The organism is Caulobacter sp. P1_D6 (assembly GCF_056406095.1).
The window spans coordinates 102,889-126,154 of record NZ_JBFUAW010000010.1; the positions used below are offsets into that span (position 1 = coordinate 102,889).

Consider the following 23,266-nt stretch of genomic DNA (forward strand, 5'->3'; position numbering starts at 1 on the left):
TTGTAACGACACGCCACAGCGGCTAATGGGCCGCTGTCGCAAGGAGCATCGTCGTCATGGGTAGCATGAGCTGGATCCACTGGGTGATCGTGATCGCGGTCGTGGCCCTGCTGTTTGGCGGGCGCGGCAAGCTGTCCGGCATCATGGGCGACGCGGCCAAGGGCATCAAAGCCTTCAAGGACGGCCTGAAGGACGACACCTCCGACGAGGTCTCGGCCAACAAGTCGACGGGCGCGCTGCCGCGCACCGAGGCCGAGAAGGAAGACCTGCGCAAGTCGTAGGAGATTCGTCGCGGCGCGCTTCCTCGAGGGGGAGGGCGGCCGCGACCGTCGTTCACTTCGCGCGCAGGCCTCGAGGCCGCTCGCTCTAAGGCGCGTCTATGCTCGGTTTTGATGTCGGCGGCACGGAACTCCTGGTCATCGCCGCGGTCGCCTTGATCGTGGTGGGGCCCAAGGACCTGCCCGTCCTGCTGCGAAAGCTCGGTCAGTTCGTGGGGCGCATCCGCGGGATGGCCAACGAATTCCGCGCCAGCTTCGATGAAATGGCCCGCCAGTCGGAGCTCGACGAGCTGCGCAAGGAAGTCCAGGCCATGCGCGAAGGGCAGTACACCAACCCGATGCGCGACGCCGCCGCCCAGGCCGCCGACGCCGATGTCGACCAGGTGTTCGCCGACATCGACGCCAGCCTCAACAGCGGCGCGGTCAAGGTTTCTCCGCACGACGCCTATGCGCCGCTGACCTCGACGGTCGAGACCCCGGCGCCGACGATCGAGATCGTCTCCAAGCCCGCCCGCAAGCCCCGCGCGCCGAAGGCCGCTGCGCCCAAGGCCGAGCTGGTGTCCAAGCCGAGGGCCGCCAAAGCCACCAAATCCGACCTGTCGGTCCCGACCAAGGCGCCGCGCAAGCGCGCCGCCAAGCCCAGCGCCACGGACATCACCTCGTGACCAACGCCATCGGACACGATCCGGAAGACGAGATCGAAGCTTCGCGCGCGCCGCTGATGGATCACCTGATCGAGCTGCGCATGCGGCTGATCATCTGCGTGGCGGCCATGTTCATCGGCTTCGGCGTCTGTTTCGCCTTCGCCGACCAGATCTTCCTGTTCCTGGTCAACCCGTTCACCGTGGCCCAGAAGCTGCTGGCCGCCCAGCACGCCGGCGGCCATCACGGGCCGTTCGACCTGTTGCTGGCCCTGGTGGGCCTGAAGGACATCCCGGCGACCGACACCAAGGCCCTGGGCCTGGTCTACACCGCGGCCCTGGAGTTCTTCTTCACCAAGCTGAAGCTGGCCGGGTTCGGGGCGGTGGTCCTGACCTTCCCGGTGCTGGCCTGGCAGCTGTACCGCTTCGTCGCCCCGGGCCTGTACAAGAACGAGCGCGGCGCCTTCCTGCCGTTCCTGATCGCCTCGCCGGTGATGTTCATCCTGGGCGCGGCCCTGGTCTATTACGTGATGCTGCCGTTCGTGCTGTGGTTCTCGCTGAGCCAGCAGATCAGCACCGCCGGCATCTCGATCCAGCTGCTGCCCAAGGTCAGCGACTACCTGACCCTGGTGACGACCCTGCTGCTGGCGTTTGGCCTGTGCTTCCAGCTGCCGGTGGTGGTCTCGCTGCTGGGCATGGCGGGCATCGTCTCCAGCAAGCTGCTGCGCGACGGCCGCCGCTACGCCATCGTCGGCGTGTTCATCGCCGCGGCCATCCTGACCCCGCCCGACCCGATCAGCCAGATGACCTTGGCGATCCCGATGTGCCTGCTCTACGAGATCTCGATCTGGTGCGTGTGGCTGATCGAACGCCGCAAGGCCAAGGACGAGCGCGAAGCCGGCACCGACGTCGCGACGGTCTAGACTTCCTTCCTTCTCCCCTTGCGGAAGACGGCGTCGGCCGCGGGCTGACGGATGAGGGGTCTCTCAAAAGCAAAAGCCGCGCCCGGTCTTTCGACTGGGCGCGGCTTTTTCGGTCTTCAACCCCTCTCCCGCAAGGGGAGGGGGAGAGGCCCAGGATGCCCTTAGGCGTCCTGGCGGCCCGAGACGGTCATGGCCTGCAACTGGGCCTTGGCCGAGCGGATCGTGCCGCCCACGCAGGCGCGGACGTCAGCGCGGTTGTTGTTGGCGGCCTTGCAGACGGTTTCGGCGGCCAGCTTGATGTCGGCGTTGATCTGTTCGGCCGACTTGCCCTTCAGCGACACGCGCATGACGGTCACGGCTTCGCGGCGGGCGACGGTCTTGGTGACGCGGGCCTTGGAGATGGCGTTCAGCTGACGGTTGGCGTCGGCGATCGTGATGGTCACGCACTCGTCCGAGACGACGGCCTTGCGGTCGGTGCAGACGGTGTTGGCGGCGGTGCGGATCTCGGCGTCGATCTGGGCGGTCGACTTGTCGGCCAGCGAGATGCGGACCAGTTGAGCGGCGCTGGCGGGAACGGCGATGGCCGACACGGCGGCGACAGCGGCCAGAATAGCGAACTTCTTCATGGGGAGGCTCCAGGATTTTCTAAAACAAACACGGGTCACTGAATTGCCGCGCTGTTTTTCATCCCTGGATTAAGGGGGAGTGCAGGAACGGACTTAACGGCCGTTATCCATTCAATTATCACTGCGACATCTCGCCGCGTGTATGAATGACTTCCTGAATATCTTGCCGACGAAATCTATTCCTGGAGACGGCGTTGTCGTCAAGCGACATGTCGAGCGTGTCGACGCCGCGCGCGGCCGGCGGGCGGTCACGGGTCCGGGAGGGGCTCCCGAAAAGGTTGGCGCCCCCGCCGACGCGCCTTAGAGAGGTCCGTTCTTAACGACTTCTCCCGAGCGCTCCCGATGCACGACATCAAGGCCATCCGCGACAATCCCGAAGCCTTCGAAGCCGCCTGGTCGGCCAAGGGCCGTTCGGGCGCGGCCGCCGAGGCGGTCAAGCTGGACGGCCAGCTGCGCGCGGCCCAGACCGCCCTGCAGGAAGCCCAGGCCAAGCGCAATGAGAGCTCCAAGCTGATCGGCCAGGCCAAGGCCAAGAAGGACGAGGCCGAGGCCGCGCGCCTGATGGCCGAGGTCGAGACGCTGAAGGGCGTCATGACGACCGCCGGCGAAGAAGAAGCCCTGGTCGCCGCCAAGCTGAAGGACCTGCTGGCCAGCCTGCCCAACATTCCCGCGCCCGAGGTGCCCAAGGGCGAGGACGAGGCGGGCAATGTCGAGGTCCGCCGCTGGGGCGACGCCTCCAAGCTGCCGGCCGGCCGCCTGAACAATCCCAAGGACCACGTCGACCTGGGCGCGGCCCTCGGCGGCATGGACTTCGAGGCCGCCGCCCGCATGAGCGGCGCGCGCTTCGTGGTGCTGAAGAGCCAGGTCGCCCGGCTGGAGCGGGCCCTGGGCCAGTTCATGCTGGACCTGCAGACCGTGCAGAACGGCTATGTCGAGATCAGCCCGCCGCTGCTGGTCAAGGACGAGGCGCTGTTCGGCACCGGCCAGCTGCCGAAGTTCGCCGAGGATCTGTTCAAGACCACGGTCGATCACTGGCTGATCCCCACCGCCGAGGTCTCGCTGACCAACATCGTGCGCGAGCAGATCACCGACGAGGCCGAGCTGCCGCTGCGGATGACCGCCCTGACCCCCAGCTTCCGGTCGGAAGCCGGCGCCAGCGGCCGCGACACCCGCGGCATGATCCGCCAGCACCAGTTCTACAAGGTCGAGCTGGTCTCGATCACCACGCCCGACCAGTCCGAGGCCGAGCACGAGCGCATGGTCCAGTGCGCCGAGGCCGTGCTGAAGGCGCTGGAGCTGCCGTTCCGCACCATGCTGCTGTGCACCGGCGACATGGGCTTCGGCGCGAAGAAGACCTACGACCTGGAAGTCTGGCTGCCCTCGCAGAACACCTATCGCGAGATCAGCTCGTGCTCGAACTGCGGTGACTTCCAGGCGCGCCGCATGGACGCCCGCTGGAAGAAGGCCGGCGAGAAGGGCACCCAGTACGTCCACACCCTGAACGGCTCGGGCCTGGCCGTCGGCCGCACCCTGGTGGCCGTGCTGGAGAACTATCAGGACGAGACCGGCCGCATCACCATCCCGACCGCGCTGGCGCCCTACATGGGCGGCGTGACCCATATCGGGGGGGAAGGGTGAGCCTTTCCGTTCAAAAGTTCTGTCATCCCGGACAAGCGCGCAGCGCGCCGATCCGGGACCGACGCGTGAACTCAGCGCTTCCGGCGGTCCCGGATAACGGCTGCGCCTTTTCCGGGATGACAGACGTTTTTGGTTTGGCCATCTGATGCGCATTCTCCTCACCAACGACGACGGCATCCACGCCCCCGGCCTCGAAAGCCTGGAGCGCATCGCCCGCACGCTGTCCGACGACATCTGGATCGTGGCGCCGGAATACGAGCAGTCGGGCGCCGGCCGGGCCCTGACCCTGTCGGACCCGATCCGCGTGCGCCGCGTCGACCCGCGCCGCTTCGCCGTCGAGGGCACGCCGACCGACTGCGTGGCCATGGCTGTCCAGCAACTGATCGAGGGCCCGCTTCCGGACCTGGTGCTGTCGGGCGTCAACCGCGGCCAGAACCTGGCCGAGGACGTCACCCTGTCGGGCACGGTGGCCGGCGCCATCGAGGGCATGGCCTTCGGCATCCCGTCGATCGCCCTGTCCCAGGCCATGACCTATTTCCACGACGAGGTCGTCGCCCACTGGGAGACCGCCGAGCACTACGGGCCCGGCATCGTCCAGCGCCTGCTGGAGATCGGCTGGCCCAAGGACGTCATCATGAACGTCAACTTCCCGGCGGTCGCCCCCGAACGGGTCACCGAGGTGGAAGTCACCCGTCAGGGCTTCCGCGACTCGCACATGCGGAGCATGGAAAAGCGGACCGACCTGCGGGGTCGCGACTACTACTGGACCGGCTTCGTGCTCAAGCCGTCCACGCCGGCGGAGGGGACTGATCTGAAAGCCGTCTACGAGGGGCGCATCTCGGTCACGCCGCTGCACATCGACCTGACGCACAACCAGACGGTCGCGGCCATGAAGAGCATGCTCGGCGGCTCGCCGCCGAAGCTGGACGCGGCGAAAGTCGAGGTTGCTTCGTGATGGCGCAGGCCAAGAGCGATACGCCCGAGGCCCGCCTTAAGGCGCTGATGGCCGCCCTGCGCGCCCAGGGCGTCACCGACCCGGCCGTGCTCAGCGCCATCGAGAAGACCCCGCGCGACCTGTTCACGCCCGACCTGTTCAAGGAACGGTCGTGGGAGGACTCGGCCCTGCCGATCGCCTGCGGCCAGACCATCAGCCAGCCGTTCATCGTCGGCCTGATGACCCAGGCCCTGACGCTGGAGCCGCGCTGCCGGGTGCTGGAGATCGGCACCGGCTCGGGCTACCAGACCGCCGTCCTCAGCCGCGTCTCGCGCCTCGTCTACACGATCGAGCGCTACCGGACCCTGATGAAGGAGGCCGAGGCGCGCTTCGCCGTGCTGGGCCTGACCAACGTCATCACGAAATTTGGGGATGGATGGGAAGGCTGGCCCAAACAGGCGCCGTTTGACCGCATTCTGGTCACGGCGGCGGCTCAGGATGAGCCGGAAACTCTGCTTTCGCAGCTCAAGCCCCAGGGCGTGCTCGTCGCGCCGGTGGGCAAGGGGCCGGTGCAGAGCCTTCGCCGCTATGCCGGTGACGGAAAGGGGGGCTTCACCGTTGAAGTCCTGTGCGATGTGCGTTTCGTCCCGATCCTGGACGGCGTCGCCCGCGAGTAGAGCGGGGCGGCGCGGCCGGGTTCCGGAAGCGACGCGAGATGTTTAATGGTTGGTTTACCCTTGCGACGGCGACTGGAGCCTCGCGAGGCAAAGGAGAGGCTATGAGGCAGTTGTGGACGCGCGCGGCGGTGATCGCCCTGACGGCTGGAACGCTCGCGGCCTGCGAGAGCACGGGCGGCGCGCAGTATCCCACCCGCGGCCAGGCGGCCACGCCGAACTTCCCGATCGTCCAGGCGCCGGCCGCCGACCAGCAGCCCGAGGGGCCGACCACGCCGCCGGACGAGCCGCAACCCAGCTTCTCCGCGCCGACGGGCAATGTCGGGGTCTCCAGCCAGACCCTCGCGCCGCCGTCGGCCGCCGCCGAGCCTCCGTCGCCTCCGGCCGCTGAATATCGCCCGGCGCCCGCGGCGCGCCCCGTGGTGGTCACCACCGTCGGCGGCCCCGTGGTCACGATCGCCGGCCCGCCCAAGACCTACAAGGTCAAGGCCGGCGACAATATCGACGCGATCGCCCGCACCCTGGGCACCACCCGCGCGGACCTGGCCAAGGACAACGACCTGAAGTCGCCGTACCGGATCCATCCGGGCCAGGTGCTGAAGGGGCCCGACAGCAAGGACGCCAAGGCCTACGTCGTCCAGAGCGGCGACACGATGTTCGCCATCGCCAAGCGCTTCTCGGTCTCGGCCGCCGCCCTGGCCGAAGAGAACGACCTGAGCACCGGCTCGTCCATCCGCAAGGGCCAGAAGCTGCGCCTGCCGGACGGCTACAAGGATAAGGGCCCGAGCCGGACCACGGTGATGCAGCCGGCCGCCCAGGGCCCGGCGCCCAGCGCGCCGTCGACCGGCAATCCGCCGCCGATCGGCTCGACGCCCGGCCGCACGCCGATACCGAACGCCAACTCCGGCTGGCGTCCGCCCCCCGCCGCCGAACGTCCGGTCGAGGAAGAGCCCGAGGCTCCCGCCGCCCGTCCCGTCACCACCACGACGACCAGCGTCACCGGCAAGGTGATCGAGGTCGCCGGCCCGCGCCGCACCTACACCGTCAAGTCGGGCGACGCGATCGACGCCATCGCCCGCGGCATGGACACCACCCGCGCCGACCTGGCCAAGGACAACGACCTCAAGGCGCCCTACAACATCCGGCCCGGCCAGAAGCTGAAGGGTCCGGCGACCACGGCCAAGGCCTATGTCGCCAACAGCGGCGACACCGTCAGCGACATCGCCAAGCGCTTCAGCGTCAAGCCGGCCGCCCTGGCCGACGAGAACGACATCAAGGTCTCGGCCACGATCAAGAAGGGCCAGAAGATCCGCCTGCCGTCCGGCTACAAGGACAGGGGCCCGCTGAAGACCACGGTGACGACGACCCCGGCCGCGCCGCGTCCCACGGCCCCGCGCCCGACCACGCCGGCCCCGATCTACAACCCGCCCGCGGCCACGACGCCGTCGACCCCGACGCCGTACCAGCCGCCGGTCTCGCAGCCGCGCCCCTACACGCCGCCGCCGACCACCAACTATCCGCGTCCCAGCGGCCCCGTCTCGGCCCAGCCGGTGACCCCGCCGCCGGGGCCAGGCCAGATCATCGGCGCCAGCCCGCCGCCGACCGAGGCCGAGATCACCGCCGCCGGCCGCGGCCGCTTCGTGTGGCCGCTGCAGGGCGACACGATCTCGGACTTCGGCCCCAAGGGCACCGGCCAGCGCAACGACGGCGTCAACATCCGCGCGGCCGCCGGCACGCCGGTCCGCGCCGCCGCGGCGGGCGAGGTGGTCTATGCCGGCAACCAGGTGCCGGGCTTCGGCAATCTGGTGCTGGTCAAGCACGCCGACGGCTGGGTGACGGCCTACGCCCACCTGTCGACCACCGAAGTGAAGATGCGCCAGCAGGTCGCCCAAGGCGCGACCCTGGGCGCGGTCGGCCAGACCGGCGGCGTCACCGAGCCGCAACTGCACTTCGAGGTCCGTTACGCCCCGACCCCGAAGGACAAGGCGCGGCCGGTGGATCCAGGCCTGGTGCTGCCGAGGTAGTCCCTATCCCTCTCCCCTTGCGGGAGAGGGTGGCCTCCGAAGGAGGTCGGGTGAGGGGTTGAAGAACGAAAAAGCCGCGCCCAGTCGAAAGACCGGTCGCGGCTTTTGCTTTTGAGAGACCCCTCATCCGTCGGCTTCGCCGACACCTTCTCCCGCAAGGGGAGAAGGATACGGGTCAGTCCTGGCCCCAGCGCCACTTCCACGGTCCGTCGCTCTTGCGCCAACTGACGACGAGCACGATCGCCGTCGAGGCCAGGACGACGCTCCAATGCAGCATCGGATTGCGGTCAACAAGCACCGCGCCGCTGACGATGACGATGATCAGGAAGGCGGCGACCAGCGCCCAGCCTTGCCAACTGCAGGGCACGCCGGCCCCGAATCCGTAGCGCTTCACGCGAAACCAGGGCTTGCCCATGTGGGCCTCCGAGACGGTTTAGGCGGGCAAGTTTACACCCAGCTCGCCGGCCAGGTCACGGATGAACTGCCAGGCCACGCGGCCCGAGCGGGCGCCGCGCAGCTGCGACCACTGCAGCGCCCGGCGCTCGAGGTTCTCGACCTTCAGGCCGAACCGGTCGGCATAGCCGTGGATCGCCGCCAGATAGGTGGGCTGGTCCATGGGCGGGAAGCCGATCCACAAGCCGAAGCGGTCGGAGACGCTCATCTCCTCCTCGGCGTTCTCGGCGGCGGCGATCGCGCCCTGGCTCTCGACATGGTCGCGCGGCATCAGGTGGCGGCGGTTGGAGGTGGCCACGAACAGCACGTTCTCGGGCGGGCCGGCCACGCCGCCCTCCAGGGCCGATTTCAGCGCCTTGGCGGCCGCCGCGCCGTCCTCGAACGACAGGTCGTCGCACAGCACCACGAAGCGCTCCGAGCGGGCGCGCAGCTGGTCGAACAGCGGGGGCAGGGCGGTGACCTCGTCGCGATCGACCTCGACCAGCTTCAGGGCGGGGAACTCGGCGGCCAGCACCATGAAGGCCGACTTGGTCAGCGAGCTCTTGCCCGTGCCGCGCACGCCCCACAGCAGGACGTGGTTGCAGGGCAGGCCGACGGCGAAGCGGCGGAGATTCTCGACGAAGCGGTCCTTCTGCCGATCGACGCCGATCAGCAGGTCCAGGGCCATCGGATAGTCGGGGGCCGGTACGAAGCTGCCGTTTTTCGGTTCATGCCGGAAAAGCCGCCCCGCATCGAAGTCGGGGGCCGCCGGGGCCGCCGGGGCCAGGCGCTCCAAGGCGTCGGCGATGCGGGCGAGATGAGCTGTCGTGACGTCGTCCATGTGTTGCTCCCTAGCCCCAGTGCGCCGTCATTGCAAAAGCGGAGGTGAACGCATAGCTTCCGCCGACTTGGCGGGCCCCCCATGTGGAGGGGATCCGCCTCATGGCATTTTATGGAGTCGTCATGCCCTCTGGTGGCCTGCAATCCCAACTGATCAGCATGTTGCCCATCCTCGCGATGGTCGTGCTGTTTTACTTCATGCTCATCCGCCCGCAGCAGACGCGCGCCAAGCAGCACGCCGCGGCCATCGCCGCCGTCAAGCGCGGCGACAATGTCGTGCTGTCGAACGGCATGCTGGGCAAGGTCGTCCGCGTCGAAGACGCCGAAGTCGGCGTCGAGATCGCCCAGGGCGTGACCGTGAAGGTGGTCAAGAGCATGATCGCCGAGATCCGCGCCAAGGGCGAACCGGCCCCGGCCAACGATCCCAAGAGCTGATCACCCTTCGCGCTGACCACGAGGCGCCGAAAGGCGTCGTCTAGAGCCTGTAATCCATGCTGACCCTCTCCCGCTGGAAAGTCACCGCCGTCATACTGTCGGTGATCTTCGGCATCGTCTTCTCCCTGCCGAACCTTCTGCCGCAGAAGACGCTCGACGCGCTTCCGGGCTGGGTTCCCCACCAGAAGCTGAACCTCGGCCTCGACCTGCAGGGCGGTTCCTACCTGCTCTACGAGGTCGACACCGATGCGCTGCGCGCCGAACGCCTGACCAACATGGTCGAGGACGTGCGGACCACGCTGCGCAACGACCAGATCGAGTTCGGCGAACTGGGCGAGGCGGGCGGCGTCGTGCGGGTCCGCATCACCGATCCGGGCAAGGTGGACCAGGCGCTCAGCCTGCTGCGTCGCTCGATCGGCGGGCCTCTGGCCGGCGCGATCGGCGGGCGGGACACCTCGGTGGCCAACAAGGGCGACGGCCGGCTGGAACTGAGCTTCGTGCCGGAGGCCGCCAAGGCCGACGCCGCCAAGGCCGTGGACCAGTCGATCGAGACGATCCGTCGCCGGATCGACGCGCTCGGCACCAAGGAACCGACCATCACCCGCCAGGGCGTCAACCGGATCGTCATCCAGGCGGCCGGCGAAAGCGACCCGGCCCGCCTGCAGGCCGTGATCGGCCAGACCGCCAAGCTGACCTTCCAGATGGTCGACGAGACGGTCACCCAGGAAGACATGATCGCCGGCCGCATCCCGCCCGGCGTGGTGGTCATTCCCGGCACCCAGGCCGGCGAGCCGCCGATCCCGGTCGCCAAGCGCGCCCTGGTGACCGGCGAGGACCTGGTGACCGCCAACCAGGAGTTCGACCAGAACGGCGCGCCCGCGGTCGGCTTCCGCTTCGGCGGCTCGGGCGCCCGCAAGTTCGGCGACGCCACCACCCGCAACGTCGGCAAGCGCTTCGCCATCGTGCTGGACGGCAAGTACATCTCGGCGCCGCGCATCAACCAGCCGCTGCCGGGCGGTTCGGGCATCATCACCGGCAACTTCACGCCGGAAGGCGCCGCCGAGCTGGCCCTGCTGCTGCGCTCGGGCGCTCTGCCCGCCAAGCTGAACCTGGAAGAACAACGCACCGTCGGGGCCGAACTGGGCGCCGACGCCGTCAAGGCCGGCGCCATCTCGCTGGCCATCGGCGCGGCGGCGATGTTCGTCTTCATCATCTTCGCCTACGGCCTGTTCGGCGTGTTCGCCGCCCTGGCCCTGGTGGTCAACGTGCTGCTGATCATCGGCATCATGTCGATGACCCAGGCGACCCTGACGTTCCCCGGCATCGCCGGCCTGATCCTGACCCTCGCGGTCGCGGTCGACGCCAACGTGCTGATCTACGAACGGATGCGCGACGAGGCGGCGGGCGGACGATCGCCGATGTCGGCGGCCGACACCGGCTTCCGCCGGGCCATGGTCTCGATCATGGACGCCAACATCACCAGCCTGATCTCCGCGGCGATCATGTTCGGGTTCGGCTCCGGCCCCATCAAGGGCTTCGCCTGGACCCTGTCGATCGGCGTGTTCACCTCGGTGTTCACCGCCATCATCATCACTCAAGTGCTCATCGGTTGGTGGTTCAAAGTCGCCAAGCCGAAGAAGCTGCCGATCGCTTAGGTTTCCATCATGGCTTGGCCCCTCATCCGCCTGATCCCGCGCGAGACCCACTTCCGCTTCGTGAAGTGGGCTCCGATCGCCGCCGCCATCTCGGCCGTGCTGATCGCCGGCTCGTGCGTGTCGTTCTTCACCCAAGGCCTGAACCTGGGCATCGACTTCAAGGGCGGCGTCGCCATGGAAGCGCGCATGCCCACGCCCATCTCGGGCGACGCCCTGCGCACCGCCGCCCGGGCGACCGGCGCGCACGACGTGCAGGTCCAGGACAACTTCGGCTCGCCCAACGCGGCGATGATCCGCTTCCTGCCCACCGAAGGCGGCAACGCCCTCGAGGAGGCCAACCGGGTCAAGGGCGAGATCATCGCCAAGTTCCCCGGCATGACCATGCCGGCCCCGTCGGTCATCGGCGCCAAGGTCTCGGGCGAACTGCTGATGGGCGGCTTCAAGGCCCTGGGCATCGCCCTGCTGCTGATGCTGGGCTACATCTGGTTCCGCTTCCAGTGGCAGTTCGGCGTCGGCGCCGTGATCGCGGTGTTCCACGACATCATCCTGACGCTGGGCCTGCTGTCGGTGCTGCAGATCGAGTTCTCGATGACCTCGATCGCCGCCCTGCTGACGGTGATCGGCTACTCCATGAACGAGAAGGTCATCACCTTCGACCGTCTCAAGGAGAACCTGCGCAAGTACAAGACCACGCCGCTGCGCGACATCATCGACCTGTCGGAGAACGAGCGTCTGTCGCGGACGATCATCACCGGCTCGACGGCCCTGCTGGCCCTGGGCGGCACGATGATCTTCGGCGGCCCGGTGCTGTTCCCGCTGGTCTTCACCATGACCTTCGGCATCATCATCGGCACCTATTCGTCGATCTACATCGCCCTGCCGCTGATCCTCGTCTGGGGCGTCAAGCGGGGCGACGAGGAAGCCACGCCGATCAAGCTCGGCGCCGGCACCCGTCCCTGATGCTGCGCCAGCCGCCATCGCTGGACGCCTGGGGCGGCGGCGGTTTCCGCGTCTCCGGCGACTGGCGTCCAGGCTCGCTGCTGATCATCGACGATCAGCCGCGAGACTGGGCGGCCACGAGCCTGGAGACCCTGACGCCGGAGGACTTCGCCGAGGTCTTCGCGGCGGGCGGAGCGGTCGAGTTCGTGCTGCTGGGCGTGGGCCTGGTCAACGCCCTGCCGCCGCGCCCGGTGCGCGACGCGCTGAAGGCCGCGGGCGTGGGGCTGGAGTTCATGAGCACCGAAGCCGCGGCCCGCACCTACAACGTCCTGGCCAGCGAGGGCCGCCGGCTGGCCGCGGCCCTGATCGCGGTCTAGCGCGCCGAATACCCGCAGAAATCGTGTCTATTTGCCGACTCCGCGCGGCGCCCTATACCTGACCCCAAGCAGGGGCATTAGGGGGCCACGAGATGACCAGCCTACTTTCGAATTTCCGCAACACCATCATCGTCAGCGTCATCCTGGCGCTGGTGATCGTGTTTGGCTTCGGGCACAGCCCGCAGGGCTTCGACGCGGCCTATTTCCAGGCGATCTTCCGCCTGATGCACGTGTTCTTCGGCATCCTGTGGATCGGGCTGCTGTACTATTTCAACTTCGTCCAGATCCGCGTCATGCCGCAGATCCCGGCCGAGCTGAAGCCGGCCGTCTCCAAGTACATCGCCCCCGAGGCGCTGTTCTGGTTCCGCTGGGCGGCGCTGGCGACCTGGGTGATGGGCGTGATCCTGGCCATCGCCCGCGGCTACTTCGCCGAGGCGGCGACCTTCGGTCTGTGGAACGGCTATGAGCGCGGCGTCGACATGGGCTTCACGTTCATCGGCCTGGGCATGTGGCTGGCGACGATCATGTTCATCAACGTCTGGGGCGTGATCTGGCCGAACCAGAAGCGCGCCCTGGGCATCGTCGAGGCCGACGCCGACACCAAGGCCAAGGCGGCGAAGATGGCCATGCTGTTCTCGCGCATCAACACGCTGCTCAGCATCCCGATGCTGGCGACGATGACGATGTACCAGACGCTGTTCGGCTGATCGTTTGATCACCGACCTGGAGAAGGCCCGCCCCATCGGCGGGCCTTTTTCTTTTGGGCGATGCAGCGCATAAGCCGCGCCCATGACGAGCTTGGACATCGCCCACCGCAACGACGCCCCGGACACCGATCTGGACGCCCTGGTGCGCCGGGTCGACCCCGATCGCTGGCTGGCCAGCCGCTTCATCGCCGACGCCAAGGCGCGGACCGACGTCATCGCGCTGTACGCCTTCAACTACGAGCTGGCCCGGGTGGCCGGCGGGGTCAGCAACGCCCTGATGGGCGAGATTCGCCTGACCTGGTGGCGCGAGGCCATGGAAGAGATCGCCGCCGGCCAGCCCGCCCGCAAGCACCCCACCGTCGAGGCCGTGGCCGCCGCCGGCTACCCGCTGAGCGCCCTGGCCGAGATGGCCGAGGCCCGCATGGCCGACCTCGAGGCCGCGCCGTTCGAGACGGAGGGCGAGGTCCTGGCCTATGTCGACGCCACGGCCGGGGCGGTGATGATGCTGGCCGCCTGGCGGCTGGACCCGAAGGCCGATCTCCACGCCGTCCAGGACGCCGCCCGGGCCTACGGCCTGGCCGGCCTGTGGCGGCTGAAACGGGCAGGGGTCCAGCGCCTGCCGGCCGACTGGACGCAAGGCCAGGTCCGCCGCCGGGTGGACGCGGCGCGGGCCAAGGCCAACGCGGCGCTGAAGGATTTGCCGGTGGCCGCGTTCCCGGCCGCTGCTCCGGCGGCGCTGGCGCGGGCCCAGACGGGAGCGCGAGAGCTGGGCATGTTGGAGAGCCAGGTCCGGCTGACCTGGGCGGTGGCGACGGGGCGGGTCTGAGCCGGGGACATGCCCTTGCGGCGTGTCCCCATCAGCATGCGCTGCGCCTGTCATTGGGGACACGCCGCAAGGGCATGTCCCCGACCCTAGGCCGCTTCCGACGGTTTCTTCGTCTGCCTTGCGGCCTTCGTCAGCCGATCCAGCACATCCGGCACGAGCTGCTCGGAAAAGCCGCCGATGAAGGCCCAGACCATCATCTTGGCGGCGTCGAGGGCGGCCGGGAACATCAGTCCGCGATTGACCAGGGTGATTGGGCAGTCGTAGCGGCAGGGCACGATCTGCGGGAATAGCGTCGCCGCTCCCTTGCCGACGATGTCGCCGCTCTGCACCAGCCCGCTGGCGAAGAAGGCCACCAGTACGAACGACACCGACATGCCAACGAAGGCGGCGATGAACACCGCCGTCAGGCCCTGGCTGAGGGCGCTGACCTGGCGAACGGGATCGATCTCGGACGACGCCGAGGCCATGGCCGACTCCGTGCGGCGCAACACCGACACCATGGCCCCGGCCGCGCCGACGAAGGCGATCAGCGAGAAGTTGGAGATCACCGTCACCGACTCGCGGACGGCGCCGGGCGGCGTGATGTTGGGCAGCACCCGGGTGACCATCAGGGCCAGGAACAGCCAGCAGAGCAGCCCCAGGGCCCAGCGCCGCATCCGGCCGGTCAGGATCTCGCGCTCGCTGCTCAGCGTATAGAGCAGCTTCAGGCGCTCCAGCAGGCTCAGGGCCTCGGCTTCCAGCTCCGCCCGGCTGTCATCGGGCGCGTAGGCGATCGGCTCCAGCTTGGCCGCCTTGGGTCCAACCGCCTGAGTGTAACGTTCGCGCAATTGGGGCACGAACCATTTCAGCCGCTCCAGCCCGTAGTCGCGCACCATCCATTTGCGCAAATCCACGGCCGCCGCGATCTGTTCGCTGGGGTAGGGGCTGTTGAAGCCCGCGGTCAGGCGCTTGAACTTCTCCTCGCGCTCGGCCTGGCTGTTGCCTTCGTCGACATCGCTTTCGGAATGGCCCTGGCTGCCGTGGCGCAGGGCGATCTCGGTGAGGTCGAGGTCCAGTTCCGCCGCCAGCACCCGGGCCTCGGCGTAACGTCCGCCCAGTCGTGATTGCAGCGTGAAGCGGTTCGAGATCGCGCGGAACAGTTGGACCATGAGCGCCCCTTCCGTGGTCAAACTAACGGAAGGGGCGAATGGCTGCAATTTATAAGCGTATTACTTGGCGGGCTCGCCCTTGGTCCATTGATCGAGCCACTTCTGGACCTCGTCGTGCCATTGCACCGAGTTCTGGGCCTTCAGCACCCAGTGGTTCTCGTTGGGGAAGTACAGGAGCTTGCTGGGGATTCCCTTGCGCTGCAGGGCCGTGAAGGTGCCGATGCCTTCTTCCAGCGGCACGCGGAAATCCTGGCCGCCCTGGACGACCAGGGTCGGCACGCTCCACTCGGCCACGTGGTCGGCCGGGTTGAACTTGGCGTAGGTGGTGTTGGGCGCGAAGGGCGGGCCGCCGTTCTCCCACTCGCTGAACCACAGCTCCTCGGTGGAATAGCCCATGAAGCGGCTGTCGAAGATGCCGTCGTGGTTCACCAGGCACTTCCACGGCTCCTTCCACTGGCTGGCGATCCAGTTGACCATGAAGCCGCCGTACGAGCCGCCCAGGGCGCAGGCGCGGTCCTTGTCGAGGAAGCCGTACTTGCTGGTCGCGAACGCCCAGCCCTTCTGCAGGTCCTCCAGCGGGCGGTCGCCCCAGTGCTGGCTGATCGCGTCGGTGAAGGCCTGGCCGTAGCCGGTCGAGCCGTGGAAATCGATCATCACCACGGCGTAGCCGGCCCCGGCGTAGGTCTGGGCGTTCCAGCGATAGTGGAAGAGGTTGCCGAAGCTGCCCTGCGGGCCGCCGTGGATCAGGAAGGCGACCGGATACTTCTTGACCGGATCGAAATTGGCGGGCTTGACCACGTAGCCGTGCACGGTCTCGCCGTTCCAGCCGGGGAAGCTGAACTGCTCGGCATCGCCCATGGCCACGCCGGCCAGGGCCTCGGCATTGTTGTTGGTGAGCTTGATGGGCACCCCGACCTTCTTGCCGGTGGAGAGCCCGTAGAGCTGGGCCGGGCCCTTCAGGTTGTCCTGGGCGTAGACCAGGGTCCCGCCGCCCAGGCTGATGGCGCTGACATGGCCTTCGCCGGTCAGGGCCGTGGCCTTGCCGGACTTCACGTCGACCGCGAACAGCTTGGTCTGACCGATGTCCTCGGCGGTCGTGTAGATCGTCTTGCCGTCGGCGCTCCAGGTGATCGACTGGGCCGAGCGATCCCAGGTGGGCGAGAGCTCGCGGATTGCGTCGCCCTCGCGGATCATGATCGCCATGCGGTCGGCCTCGAAGCCCGGGCGCTTCATGGCCAGCCAGGCCGTGGCCTTGCCGTCCGGCGAGACGGTGGGCTGGGAGTCCATGGCCTTGTTGGCCGTGGTCTGGTTGGCCGGAGCCGCCGAGCCGTCCAGCGGCGCGCGCCAGATGTCGTAGTTGGTGCTCCAGGCCTCTTCGCGGTCGGCCGGCTTGGCCGAGAACACCACGGTCTTGCCGTCGGGCGAGATGGCGAAGTCCTCGTCGCCGCCGAACGGCTTGGTCGGCGTGTCGCCGTTGAAGCCGTTCATCAGCGCCACCGGCGCGCCCGTCGCCACGCCGGCCTCGTCCAGCTTCAGGGCGTAGAGGTGGTTCTGCAGGCCGTCGTTCCAGGTGTCCCAGTGGCGGATGAATAGCTTGTCGTAGACCACGCCGGTCGTCTTCTGCCCGCCCTTGGCGGCCAGCTTGTCCTTGGTGCACTCCAGCGTATCGCAGTCCGGGAAGACCGCCAGGGCGATGACGATCGTCTTGCCGTCGGGCGCGATCTTGAAGGCGCCGACGTCGAACGGGGCCCTGGTCACCTGGACGGCGGTCTCGCCGGCCGCGTCGGTGCGGTAGACCTGGTCCAGGCCGCCGGTCCGTCCCGAGACGAAGTACAGGCCCTTGCCATCGGGCGACCAGCGGGCGCCGCTCGCGCCGCCGTCTGAAACCGCTAGCCGGCGCGGCGCCATCTTCGCCTTCAGGTCGGCGATCCACAACGACATCGAGGCCTTGTTGGCCGGCAGATCCATCGTCCGTACGCTGTAGACAACGAAGCGACCGTCCGGCGACACGCGCGGATCGCTGATCCGCTCCAGCTGCACCATGTCCTTGGCGGTGAAGCCGCGGCCCGCTTGAGCCCCCTGGGCCAGGGCGGCCGGCGCGACGGCGAACGCGGCCATGGACAAGGCGAGGGCGGAAGCGGCTATGCGCAAGGTCTTGGTCATCGAAACGGGATCCGGGAGATGTTGGCGCCGATAAAGCGGCTTGAGCCTAGCGACGACGTGCCGGCTAGGCCAGGGGAGGGGGCAAGATTGCGCTGTTGGCCCTCAAGCTTTGCAATGCGACAAAATAATGACCGTGAGATGGCCAAAAAAGTCATTAAAAACAGTTCATTAGGAAGGTAACAATCGGAAACAGGACTTGCTTTGCCGCGACGCAGCATTGTCCCTAAATGGTACGTGGGGCGAGAAGGCGGTCGGTGAACCGCCCCGCTGGTAAGATAAGGGTTTCTAGTGTCGGCTTCGGCATATTTTCAGCATACGGTCGCCGGACCGGTGATCTTCGCCGGGGTGGGCCTGCACACGGGCTCGCACGTGCGGGTCGCCGTGCGCCCCGCGCCGGTCGACGCCGGCGTCGTCTTCGTGCGCACCGACATCCATGACCGCGACAACCGCGTGCCGGTCAAGCCGGACGCCGTCTGCCAGACCCAGCTGGGCACCGTCATCAACAACGCCGCCGACGTGCGCGTCTCGACCATCGAACACCTGATGGCGGCCCTGGCCGCCCTGGCCATCGACAACTGCGTGGTCGAGCTGGACGGGCCCGAAGTGCCGATCATGGACGGCTCGTCCGAGCCCTTCGTCCAGATCCTGGACCGCGCCGGCCGCCGCAAGCAGGAAGCCGCCCGCCGCTACATCGAAATCCTCGACACCGTGACGGTCGTCGAGGGCGACAAGCTGGCCAGCCTGTCGCCGAGCGACCGCTTCGAGGTGGCCTTCGAGATCGCCTTCGCCAGCAAGGCCATCGGCCGCCAGCGCGTCGACCTGACGATCGACGAAGAATCGTTCCGCGCCGAGCTGTCCGACTGCCGCACCTTCGGCTTCGTCCGCGACGTCGAGGCCCTGCGCGCCATCGGCCTGGCCCGCGGCGGCTCGATGGAGAACGCCGTGGTCATCGACGGCGACCGCGTGCTGAACCCCGAAGGCCTGCGCCGTCCCGACGAATTCGTGCGCCACAAGGCGCTGGACGCGGTGGGCGACCTCTATGTGCTGGGCGCGCCGATCATCGGCCGTTTCGAAGGCGTTCTGGCCGGCCACGGCCTGAACAACGCCATCGTCCGGGCCCTGATGGCCAACCCCGCCGCCTGGCGCATGCGCGCCCATTCGGTGGAATTGGCCGAGGCCGTCTGACAATCTGATACCAAGGCCTTGGTCTTCGACCTGATTTGGTCAAAAAGCCGATGTCTGTAGCGTTTGGACGGATTCCCTGGGGGTGCGTCTTGGGGCGTATCCTCGTCACGGCTCGGCTTCCATTTGCGCCCGCATCGGCGTGGTGTAGAAGCCTTGCACGGCGCAGGGGCGCACGTTTGCTTCGAGGGTGAAAAGTCCGTGCTTCGTAATTTCTCGGGACGCAAGGTCGCTGTCGTCGCGACCGCCGTGCTGGTCGCCCTGTCGGTCTCCGCCTGCGCCGGTAAGCGCAAGAAGCCGACCCTGGCGTACGAAGAGCGCCCGGTGGAGCTGCTCTATTCGACCGGCGCCAATCGCCTGGACCGCGGCAGCTGGAACGAGGCCGTCGACTATTTCCGCGAAGTCGAGCGCCAGCACCCCTATTCGGAATGGTCGCGCCGCTCGATCCTGATGACCGGCTACGCCCACTACATGGGCAACCAGTACAACGAGGCGATCTCGGACGCCGACCGCTTCATCGGCCTGTATCCGGGCAACCCGTCGGCCTCGTACGCCTACTATCTGAAGGCCATCTGCTATTTCGAGCAGATCGTCGACGTGAACCGCGACCAGGCCGCGACCGAGCAGGCCATGGCCTCGCTGCGCGACGTGGTCCAGCGCTATCCCAACTCGGAATACGCCCAGGACGCCCGCCTGAAGATCGACATGGTCAGCGACCAGCTGGCCGGCAAGGAAATGACGATCGGCCGCTACTATCTGAAGAACGGCCAGACCCTGGCGGCCATCGGCCGCTTCCGCACCGTGGTCGACCGTCACCAGACCACCTCGCACACGCCCGAGGCCCTCTACCGCCTGGTCGAGAGCTACCTGACCCTGGGCCTGCTGGACGAGGCCAAGCGCAACGGCGCGGTGCTGGGCTACAACTTCCCGGGCGATCCCTGGTACGCCGAGGCCTACAAGCTGCTGACCGCCAACAACCTCAAGCCGGCCGTCGAGCCGCTGAAGGCGGGCAACAAGAAGAACGTGCTGGATCGCCTGATCCACGACAAGGACACCACCCTGCCGCCGCCGGCCGCCACGGCGCCGGAACCGGCCAAGGCGCCGGGCGAGACGACGACCACGACGCCGGCCGAGGCCAAGCCGCCGGCCAAGCCCAAGAAGGGCGGCGTCATGGGCATCCTGGGGATGTAGATTTCAAGCGGGCCGATCCTCCAGGATCGGCCCGTTTTCCGTTCCGGAGGGGCCTTCCGGGCCCGCGAGAACGTCCCGAGAACAAGCCCCCTTTGAAAAACCCTGATTCCCGGCGATCCTGCGCGTCATGCTGATCGGCCTTTCCATCCGCGACGTCGTGCTCATCGAAAGCCTGGACCTGGCCATAGGTCCGGGCCTGACCGCGCTCACCGGCGAGACCGGGGCCGGCAAGTCGATCATCCTGGACGCCCTGGGCCTGGCCACCGGCGCCCGGGCCGACGCCGGACTCGTTCGTCGGGGGGCTGCGGGCCACGCCAGCGCCACGGCCATCTTCGCCCTGCCGGCCGACCACGCCGCCTTCGCCTATCTGGACGACAAGGGCCTGGACTACGCCCGCGACGAGGACCTGGTCCTGCGCCGCCAGCTGTCGGCCGACGGCCGCAGCCGCGCCTTCGTCAACGACCAGGCCACCAGCGTCGGGGTGCTCAAGGACCTGGGCGCGCTGCTGCTGGAGGTCCACGGCCAGCACGAAACCGTCGGCCTGCTGGACGTGCGCACCCACCGCAATCTGCTGGACGCCTTCGGGCAGGTCCGCGTCGCGACCGTGGCCTCGGCCTGGAGCGCCTGGCGCGCCGCCCGCGAAAAGGCCGCCGCCCTGCGCGATCTGGCCGACCGCGCCGCCGTCGAGACCGAGGAACTGACCCTGCGCCTGTCCGAGCTGGACCGGCTGGACCCGCGCGAGGGCGAGGAGACCCAGCTGGCCGAGGAGCGGGCCCTGCTGGGCTCGGCCGAGAAGGCCCTGGCCGACATCGCCGCCGCGTCGGACGCCCTGGGCGGCGACGCCTTGTCGGGCAAGCTGGCCAGCGCCTTCCGCGCCCTGGAACGGGCCCGCGAGCGCGCCATCCACGCCGGCGCCCCCGCCGACGGTCCGGCCGTCAGCCGCCTGGCCGCCGCCTGCGAGGCGGTCGACCGCGCCCTGGTCGAGGCCCAGGAGGCGGCCGCCGCCATCGACGCCGCCGCCGAGAGCTTCGAGTTCGAGCCCGACCGCCTGGAAAAGGCCGAGGAGCGATTGTTCGCCCTGCGCGGCATGGCCCGCAAGCTGAACGTCGCCGTCGAGCTGCTGCCCGACAAGCGCGCCGAGTTCGCGGCCCAGCTGCAGGCCATCGAGACCTCCGGCGAGGCCCTGAAGGCCGCCGAGCAGGAGGCCGCCGACGCCCGCGACGGCTATCTCTACGCGGCCCAGGCCCTGTCGGCCGAACGTCGCGCCGCCGGCGACCGCCTGGCCGCCGCCGTCGAGAGCGAGCTGGCGCCGCTGAAGCTGGAAAAGGCCCGGTTCCGCGTCGCCGTCGAGGCGCTGGACGAGGAGCGCGCCGGCCCGACCGGGATCGACCGCGTGGCCTTCGAGATCTCGACCAATCCCGGCGCGCCGTTCGGCCCGATGGAGGCCATCGCCTCGGGCGGCGAACTGGCCCGTTTCGCCCTGGCCCTGAAGGCCGCCCTGGCGGGCCGCGAAGGGCCCCAGCCGCTGATGATCTTCGACGAAGTCGACCAGGGCGTCGGCGGGGCCGTGGCCGACGCCGTCGGCCTGCGCCTCAAGCGCCTGGCGGCGAATGCGCAGGTGCTGGTCGTCACCCACTCGGCCCAGGTCGCCGCCCGGGCCGACGCCCACTGGCGGATCGCCAAGTCCGGCGACGACACCTCGACCCGCACCCAGGTCGAGCCGCTGTCGGCCGCCCAGCGCCAGGAAGAGATCGCGCGGATGCTGTCGGGGGCGGAAGTCACCGAGGCGGCGCGGGCGGCGGCCAAGGCGCTGATCGGGTAAAGCCACATCGCGTTGTCATCCCGGACAAGCGCGTAGCGCGCCGATCCGGGACCGCCGGAAGCGCGGCGTTCACGCGTCGGTCCCGGATCTTCGCTTCGCTACGTCCGGGATGACAGCTCGAGTTAGGCCAGGGCCGGCTCCGCCTTGATCGCCGGCTCCCGACGCGACCAGCCCTTGATCCACACCTGCAGCGGGGCGTCGACGAAGCGTTCGAACAGCCAGGCGGCGGCGACGCAGGCGGGCAGGGCCATGGCCCAGGTCAGCCACAGCGCCGGGCCTTCGAAGCCAAGCTTGCCGGCCGCGGCGCGCAGCAGGCCGAACCAGACCACGGCGACCAGCTGGTTGGTCAGGAACAGCGAGAACGACAGGCGGCCCGCCAGGCTTGCCCAGCTCCAACCTTTGGCGCCCGAGGCTCCGGCGGCATAGATCAGCAGGCCCAGCAGGGCCAGGCTGGCGTGGTCGAAGCGTCCCACGACCTGCAGGGCCAGGACGCCGACGCCGGCCAGGATCGCCAGGCCGTCGGCCAGCTTGGGGGCGATGGTGGTCGGCAGGCGGGCGATCAGCATGCCCAGGATGAACAGCGGGACGCCGCGCACCAGGCCGAAGCGCAGCGGCAACTGGTGGGCCGAAACCCCCGTCAGCGCCTTGGCCGCGTAGTCGACGACCAGGAAGATCGCCACGCCGATCGCCAGGGTGGTCCAGGGCGAAGCGATCTTGGCCGTCGCCCGCCAGGCGGCCGGGAAGCCGGCATAGCAGACGATCAGCGCCGACAGGGTCCAGGTCGGCATGTTCCAGCCCGACGGGCCGGGCACGAACCAGGCCTGCATCAGGAAGACCTGCGGCAACAGCTGGCTCCACTGGAACCACTGCGGGTTCTGCGGGGCCAGGCCGACGGCGCTGGTGGCCAGGACGAAGGTCACGAACAGCGCCAGCATGACCAGGTGGGCGGGCCAGATGCGCAGCAGGCGGCGCTTGAGGAACTCGCCGGTGGTCACGCCATGCTGGAGGACGCCCCCTTGCAAGATTTTGGCGCCGTAGGTCTTGGCCAGGACGTAGCCCGACAGCATCAGGAAGAAGTCGGTGGCCAGGTAGCCGCGCCCGAAGGCCGGATGGATGGCGAACAGCGACACCGGGGCTCGTTCGGCCACGTGATAGAGCACGATGAACAGCGCCGCGACGAACCGCAGGAGGTCCAGGGCGCCGCCACGGGACAGGCCCGTGTTCTGGGGCGCGCCGTTTCGGGACATCGTGGCGGTTTGGGACATGCGGCGGGCTCCTTTGGCCTGTCGGAGCAAGGGATGGGCCAGCTTGCTATCTTTCCCTCCCCCCTGTGGGGAGGGTGGCCCGCGCAGCGGGTCGGGTGGGGGATCGGTGCAGGGTGTGGGACGGAGGCTTTGCTCGCTGAGTCAGCAAGCCCACCCGACCCTGGCGCTGCCAGGGCCACCCTCCCCATGAAGGGGAGGGAAGGGTGTTTGCGCTCAGCGGATAAGGAACGAACTCCAGCGATTTCAACGCCCTGAACTTTCTCGACCCGTTTTGGTCCTCACCCTTCCGGACCGCCCGTATCCTGATCCCACCTGAAGGCACGGGGAGGGCGCACGTACGGCGACCGATGCGGCTTTCGGGGGTGGTCGAGCGGGAAGCGTTCGTCGGTGGTCTTTAGATGGACGCCTTCGCGACGGTCCTGGGCAGGTTCCTGAAACACGGGACGAAACCCAGGCGGCGGAGGATCGGCGGACGCGGCAGGCCTGGGCTGAAATCGCCCAGGTGGTCCAGGGAACGCCAATTTCCTGCCCGTCGGGGGCCTCCAT

The 23,266-nt window shown here is 68.4% G+C and carries 22 protein-coding genes; 16 read left to right on the plus strand and 6 right to left on the minus strand.

Annotated features, from left to right (window positions below; all coding sequences use genetic code 11):
• Positions 1–56 precede the first annotated feature (56 nt).
• The 3 genes from AC1DYP_RS07505 (at position 57) to tatC (ending at position 1,842) form a co-directional block, all read left to right on the plus strand.
• Positions 57–281 carry a twin-arginine translocase TatA/TatE family subunit gene (locus AC1DYP_RS07505; protein WP_007673643.1) on the plus strand — a complete coding sequence of 75 codons (225 nt, stop codon included), beginning with the start codon at positions 57–59 and terminating at the stop codon, positions 279–281.
• A 98-nt stretch (positions 282–379) separates the two neighbouring features.
• Positions 380–943, plus strand: coding sequence for a Sec-independent protein translocase protein TatB (gene tatB, locus AC1DYP_RS07510; protein WP_477033521.1), 564 nt, complete (start codon positions 380–382; stop codon positions 941–943).
• Positions 940–1,842 (plus strand): twin-arginine translocase subunit TatC, encoded by a 903-nt coding sequence (tatC, locus tag AC1DYP_RS07515; protein ID WP_477033522.1) that lies wholly within the window; start codon positions 940–942, stop codon positions 1,840–1,842. Before tatB ends, tatC begins: the two co-directional genes overlap by 4 nt.
• A 161-nt stretch (positions 1,843–2,003) precedes the next feature.
• On the opposite strand, the gene AC1DYP_RS07520 is transcribed toward tatC, so the two are convergent.
• Complete coding sequence (locus tag AC1DYP_RS07520; RefSeq protein ID WP_477045810.1) at positions 2,004–2,468, minus strand: hypothetical protein; 465 nt, start codon at positions 2,466–2,468, stop codon at positions 2,004–2,006.
• A gap of 342 nt (positions 2,469–2,810) precedes the next feature.
• Between AC1DYP_RS07520 and serS the strand changes: the two genes are divergently transcribed.
• The 4 genes from serS to dipM all read left to right on the plus strand — a co-directional run bounded on the left by serS (position 2,811) and on the right by dipM (position 7,738).
• Positions 2,811–4,106: a serine--tRNA ligase gene (gene serS, locus AC1DYP_RS07525; protein WP_477045811.1), complete on the plus strand. Its 1,296-nt coding sequence runs from the start codon at positions 2,811–2,813 to the stop codon at positions 4,104–4,106.
• 145 nt (positions 4,107–4,251) lie between these two features.
• On the plus strand, positions 4,252–5,061 hold the full coding sequence (gene surE / locus AC1DYP_RS07530) for a 5'/3'-nucleotidase SurE (RefSeq protein ID WP_477033525.1): 810 nt from the start codon (positions 4,252–4,254) through the stop codon (positions 5,059–5,061).
• Positions 5,061–5,717, plus strand: a complete 657-nt coding sequence (locus tag AC1DYP_RS07535) for a protein-L-isoaspartate(D-aspartate) O-methyltransferase (RefSeq protein ID WP_029916533.1) — start codon at positions 5,061–5,063, stop codon at positions 5,715–5,717. The genes surE and AC1DYP_RS07535 overlap by 1 nt, the downstream gene beginning before the upstream one ends.
• Before the next feature lie 101 nt (positions 5,718–5,818).
• The gene (dipM, locus tag AC1DYP_RS07540) at positions 5,819–7,738 is read left to right on the plus strand and encodes a cell division endopeptidase DipM (protein WP_477045812.1); all 1,920 of its coding nucleotides are present in this window, start codon (positions 5,819–5,821) and stop codon (positions 7,736–7,738) included.
• Between the two features lie 175 nt (positions 7,739–7,913).
• Here dipM and AC1DYP_RS07545 read toward each other — a convergent pair whose 3' ends face one another.
• Together AC1DYP_RS07545 and AC1DYP_RS07550 are read right to left on the minus strand one after the other, a co-directional pair.
• Positions 7,914–8,153 carry a hypothetical protein gene (locus tag AC1DYP_RS07545; RefSeq protein ID WP_477033527.1) on the minus strand — a complete coding sequence of 80 codons (240 nt, stop codon included), beginning with the start codon at positions 8,151–8,153 and terminating at the stop codon, positions 7,914–7,916.
• Positions 8,154–8,171: 18 nt separating this feature from the next.
• Complete coding sequence (locus AC1DYP_RS07550; RefSeq protein ID WP_477045813.1) at positions 8,172–9,011, minus strand: ATP-binding protein; 840 nt, start codon at positions 9,009–9,011, stop codon at positions 8,172–8,174.
• A 122-nt stretch (positions 9,012–9,133) separates the two neighbouring features.
• Between AC1DYP_RS07550 and yajC the strand changes: the two genes are divergently transcribed.
• The 6 genes from yajC to AC1DYP_RS07580 all read left to right on the plus strand — a co-directional run bounded on the left by yajC (position 9,134) and on the right by AC1DYP_RS07580 (position 13,949).
• Entirely contained in the window at positions 9,134–9,445 is a 312-nt protein-coding gene (gene yajC, locus AC1DYP_RS07555; RefSeq protein ID WP_477033529.1) for a preprotein translocase subunit YajC, read from the plus strand.
• Positions 9,446–9,501: 56 nt separating this feature from the next.
• Positions 9,502–11,100, plus strand: coding sequence for a protein translocase subunit SecD (secD, locus tag AC1DYP_RS07560; protein ID WP_477045814.1), 1,599 nt, complete (start codon positions 9,502–9,504; stop codon positions 11,098–11,100).
• A gap of 9 nt (positions 11,101–11,109) precedes the next feature.
• On the plus strand, positions 11,110–12,060 hold the full coding sequence (gene secF, locus AC1DYP_RS07565) for a protein translocase subunit SecF (protein ID WP_477045815.1): 951 nt from the start codon (positions 11,110–11,112) through the stop codon (positions 12,058–12,060).
• 2 nt (positions 12,061–12,062) lie between these two features.
• Complete coding sequence (locus AC1DYP_RS07570) at positions 12,063–12,416, plus strand: Mth938-like domain-containing protein (protein WP_477045826.1); 354 nt, start codon at positions 12,063–12,065, stop codon at positions 12,414–12,416.
• Positions 12,417–12,508: 92 nt separating this feature from the next.
• On the plus strand, positions 12,509–13,123 hold the full coding sequence (locus AC1DYP_RS07575; protein WP_477045816.1) for a urate hydroxylase PuuD: 615 nt from the start codon (positions 12,509–12,511) through the stop codon (positions 13,121–13,123).
• An 82-nt stretch (positions 13,124–13,205) separates the two neighbouring features.
• Complete coding sequence (locus AC1DYP_RS07580) at positions 13,206–13,949, plus strand: squalene/phytoene synthase family protein (protein ID WP_477045817.1); 744 nt, start codon at positions 13,206–13,208, stop codon at positions 13,947–13,949.
• Between the two features lie 86 nt (positions 13,950–14,035).
• Here AC1DYP_RS07580 and AC1DYP_RS07585 read toward each other — a convergent pair whose 3' ends face one another.
• Positions 14,036–15,097 carry a hypothetical protein gene (locus tag AC1DYP_RS07585; protein WP_477045818.1) on the minus strand — a complete coding sequence of 354 codons (1,062 nt, stop codon included), beginning with the start codon at positions 15,095–15,097 and terminating at the stop codon, positions 14,036–14,038.
• 60 nt (positions 15,098–15,157) lie between these two features.
• Entirely contained in the window at positions 15,158–17,260 is a 2,103-nt protein-coding gene (locus AC1DYP_RS07590) for a S9 family peptidase (RefSeq protein ID WP_477045819.1), read from the minus strand.
• 288 nt (positions 17,261–17,548) lie between these two features.
• On the opposite strand from AC1DYP_RS07590, the gene lpxC reads away from it, so the two are divergent.
• The 3 genes from lpxC to recN all read left to right on the plus strand — a co-directional run bounded on the left by lpxC (position 17,549) and on the right by recN (position 21,455).
• Positions 17,549–18,445, plus strand: coding sequence for a UDP-3-O-acyl-N-acetylglucosamine deacetylase (lpxC, locus tag AC1DYP_RS07595; RefSeq protein WP_477033536.1), 897 nt, complete (start codon positions 17,549–17,551; stop codon positions 18,443–18,445).
• A gap of 153 nt (positions 18,446–18,598) precedes the next feature.
• Positions 18,599–19,633: an outer membrane protein assembly factor BamD gene (locus AC1DYP_RS07600; RefSeq protein WP_477033537.1), complete on the plus strand. Its 1,035-nt coding sequence runs from the start codon at positions 18,599–18,601 to the stop codon at positions 19,631–19,633.
• Positions 19,634–19,760: 127 nt separating this feature from the next.
• On the plus strand, positions 19,761–21,455 hold the full coding sequence (gene recN / locus AC1DYP_RS07605) for a DNA repair protein RecN (protein ID WP_477045820.1): 1,695 nt from the start codon (positions 19,761–19,763) through the stop codon (positions 21,453–21,455).
• A 122-nt stretch (positions 21,456–21,577) separates the two neighbouring features.
• On the opposite strand, the gene AC1DYP_RS07610 is transcribed toward recN, so the two are convergent.
• On the minus strand, positions 21,578–22,720 hold the full coding sequence (locus AC1DYP_RS07610; RefSeq protein ID WP_477045821.1) for an acyltransferase family protein: 1,143 nt from the start codon (positions 22,718–22,720) through the stop codon (positions 21,578–21,580).
• Positions 22,721–23,266 lie beyond the last annotated feature (546 nt).

Bases quoted from the DNA above. Each gene is read 5' to 3' on its own strand.
- recN (WP_477045820.1), top strand. From the start codon at position 19,761: ATGCTGATCGGCCTTTCCATCCGCGACGTCGTGCTCATCGAAAGCCTG.
- AC1DYP_RS07550 (WP_477045813.1), bottom strand. From the start codon at position 9,011: ATGGACGACGTCACGACAGCTCATCTCGCCCGCATCGCCGACGCCTTG.
- AC1DYP_RS07545 (WP_477033527.1), bottom strand. From the start codon at position 8,153: ATGGGCAAGCCCTGGTTTCGCGTGAAGCGCTACGGATTCGGGGCCGGC.
- surE (WP_477033525.1), top strand. From the start codon at position 4,252: ATGCGCATTCTCCTCACCAACGACGACGGCATCCACGCCCCCGGCCTC.
- AC1DYP_RS07580 (WP_477045817.1), top strand. From the start codon at position 13,206: ATGACGAGCTTGGACATCGCCCACCGCAACGACGCCCCGGACACCGAT.
- AC1DYP_RS07590 (WP_477045819.1), bottom strand. From the start codon at position 17,260: ATGACCAAGACCTTGCGCATAGCCGCTTCCGCCCTCGCCTTGTCCATG.
- AC1DYP_RS07585 (WP_477045818.1), bottom strand. From the start codon at position 15,097: ATGGTCCAACTGTTCCGCGCGATCTCGAACCGCTTCACGCTGCAATCA.
- AC1DYP_RS07505 (WP_007673643.1), top strand. From the start codon at position 57: ATGGGTAGCATGAGCTGGATCCACTGGGTGATCGTGATCGCGGTCGTG.
- serS (WP_477045811.1), top strand. From the start codon at position 2,811: ATGCACGACATCAAGGCCATCCGCGACAATCCCGAAGCCTTCGAAGCC.
- secD (WP_477045814.1), top strand. From the start codon at position 9,502: ATGCTGACCCTCTCCCGCTGGAAAGTCACCGCCGTCATACTGTCGGTG.
- dipM (WP_477045812.1), top strand. From the start codon at position 5,819: ATGAGGCAGTTGTGGACGCGCGCGGCGGTGATCGCCCTGACGGCTGGA.
- AC1DYP_RS07575 (WP_477045816.1), top strand. From the start codon at position 12,509: ATGACCAGCCTACTTTCGAATTTCCGCAACACCATCATCGTCAGCGTC.
- AC1DYP_RS07535 (WP_029916533.1), top strand. From the start codon at position 5,061: ATGGCGCAGGCCAAGAGCGATACGCCCGAGGCCCGCCTTAAGGCGCTG.
- yajC (WP_477033529.1), top strand. From the start codon at position 9,134: ATGCCCTCTGGTGGCCTGCAATCCCAACTGATCAGCATGTTGCCCATC.
- secF (WP_477045815.1), top strand. From the start codon at position 11,110: ATGGCTTGGCCCCTCATCCGCCTGATCCCGCGCGAGACCCACTTCCGC.
- tatB (WP_477033521.1), top strand. From the start codon at position 380: ATGCTCGGTTTTGATGTCGGCGGCACGGAACTCCTGGTCATCGCCGCG.
- AC1DYP_RS07610 (WP_477045821.1), bottom strand. From the start codon at position 22,720: ATGTCCCAAACCGCCACGATGTCCCGAAACGGCGCGCCCCAGAACACG.
- AC1DYP_RS07520 (WP_477045810.1), bottom strand. From the start codon at position 2,468: ATGAAGAAGTTCGCTATTCTGGCCGCTGTCGCCGCCGTGTCGGCCATC.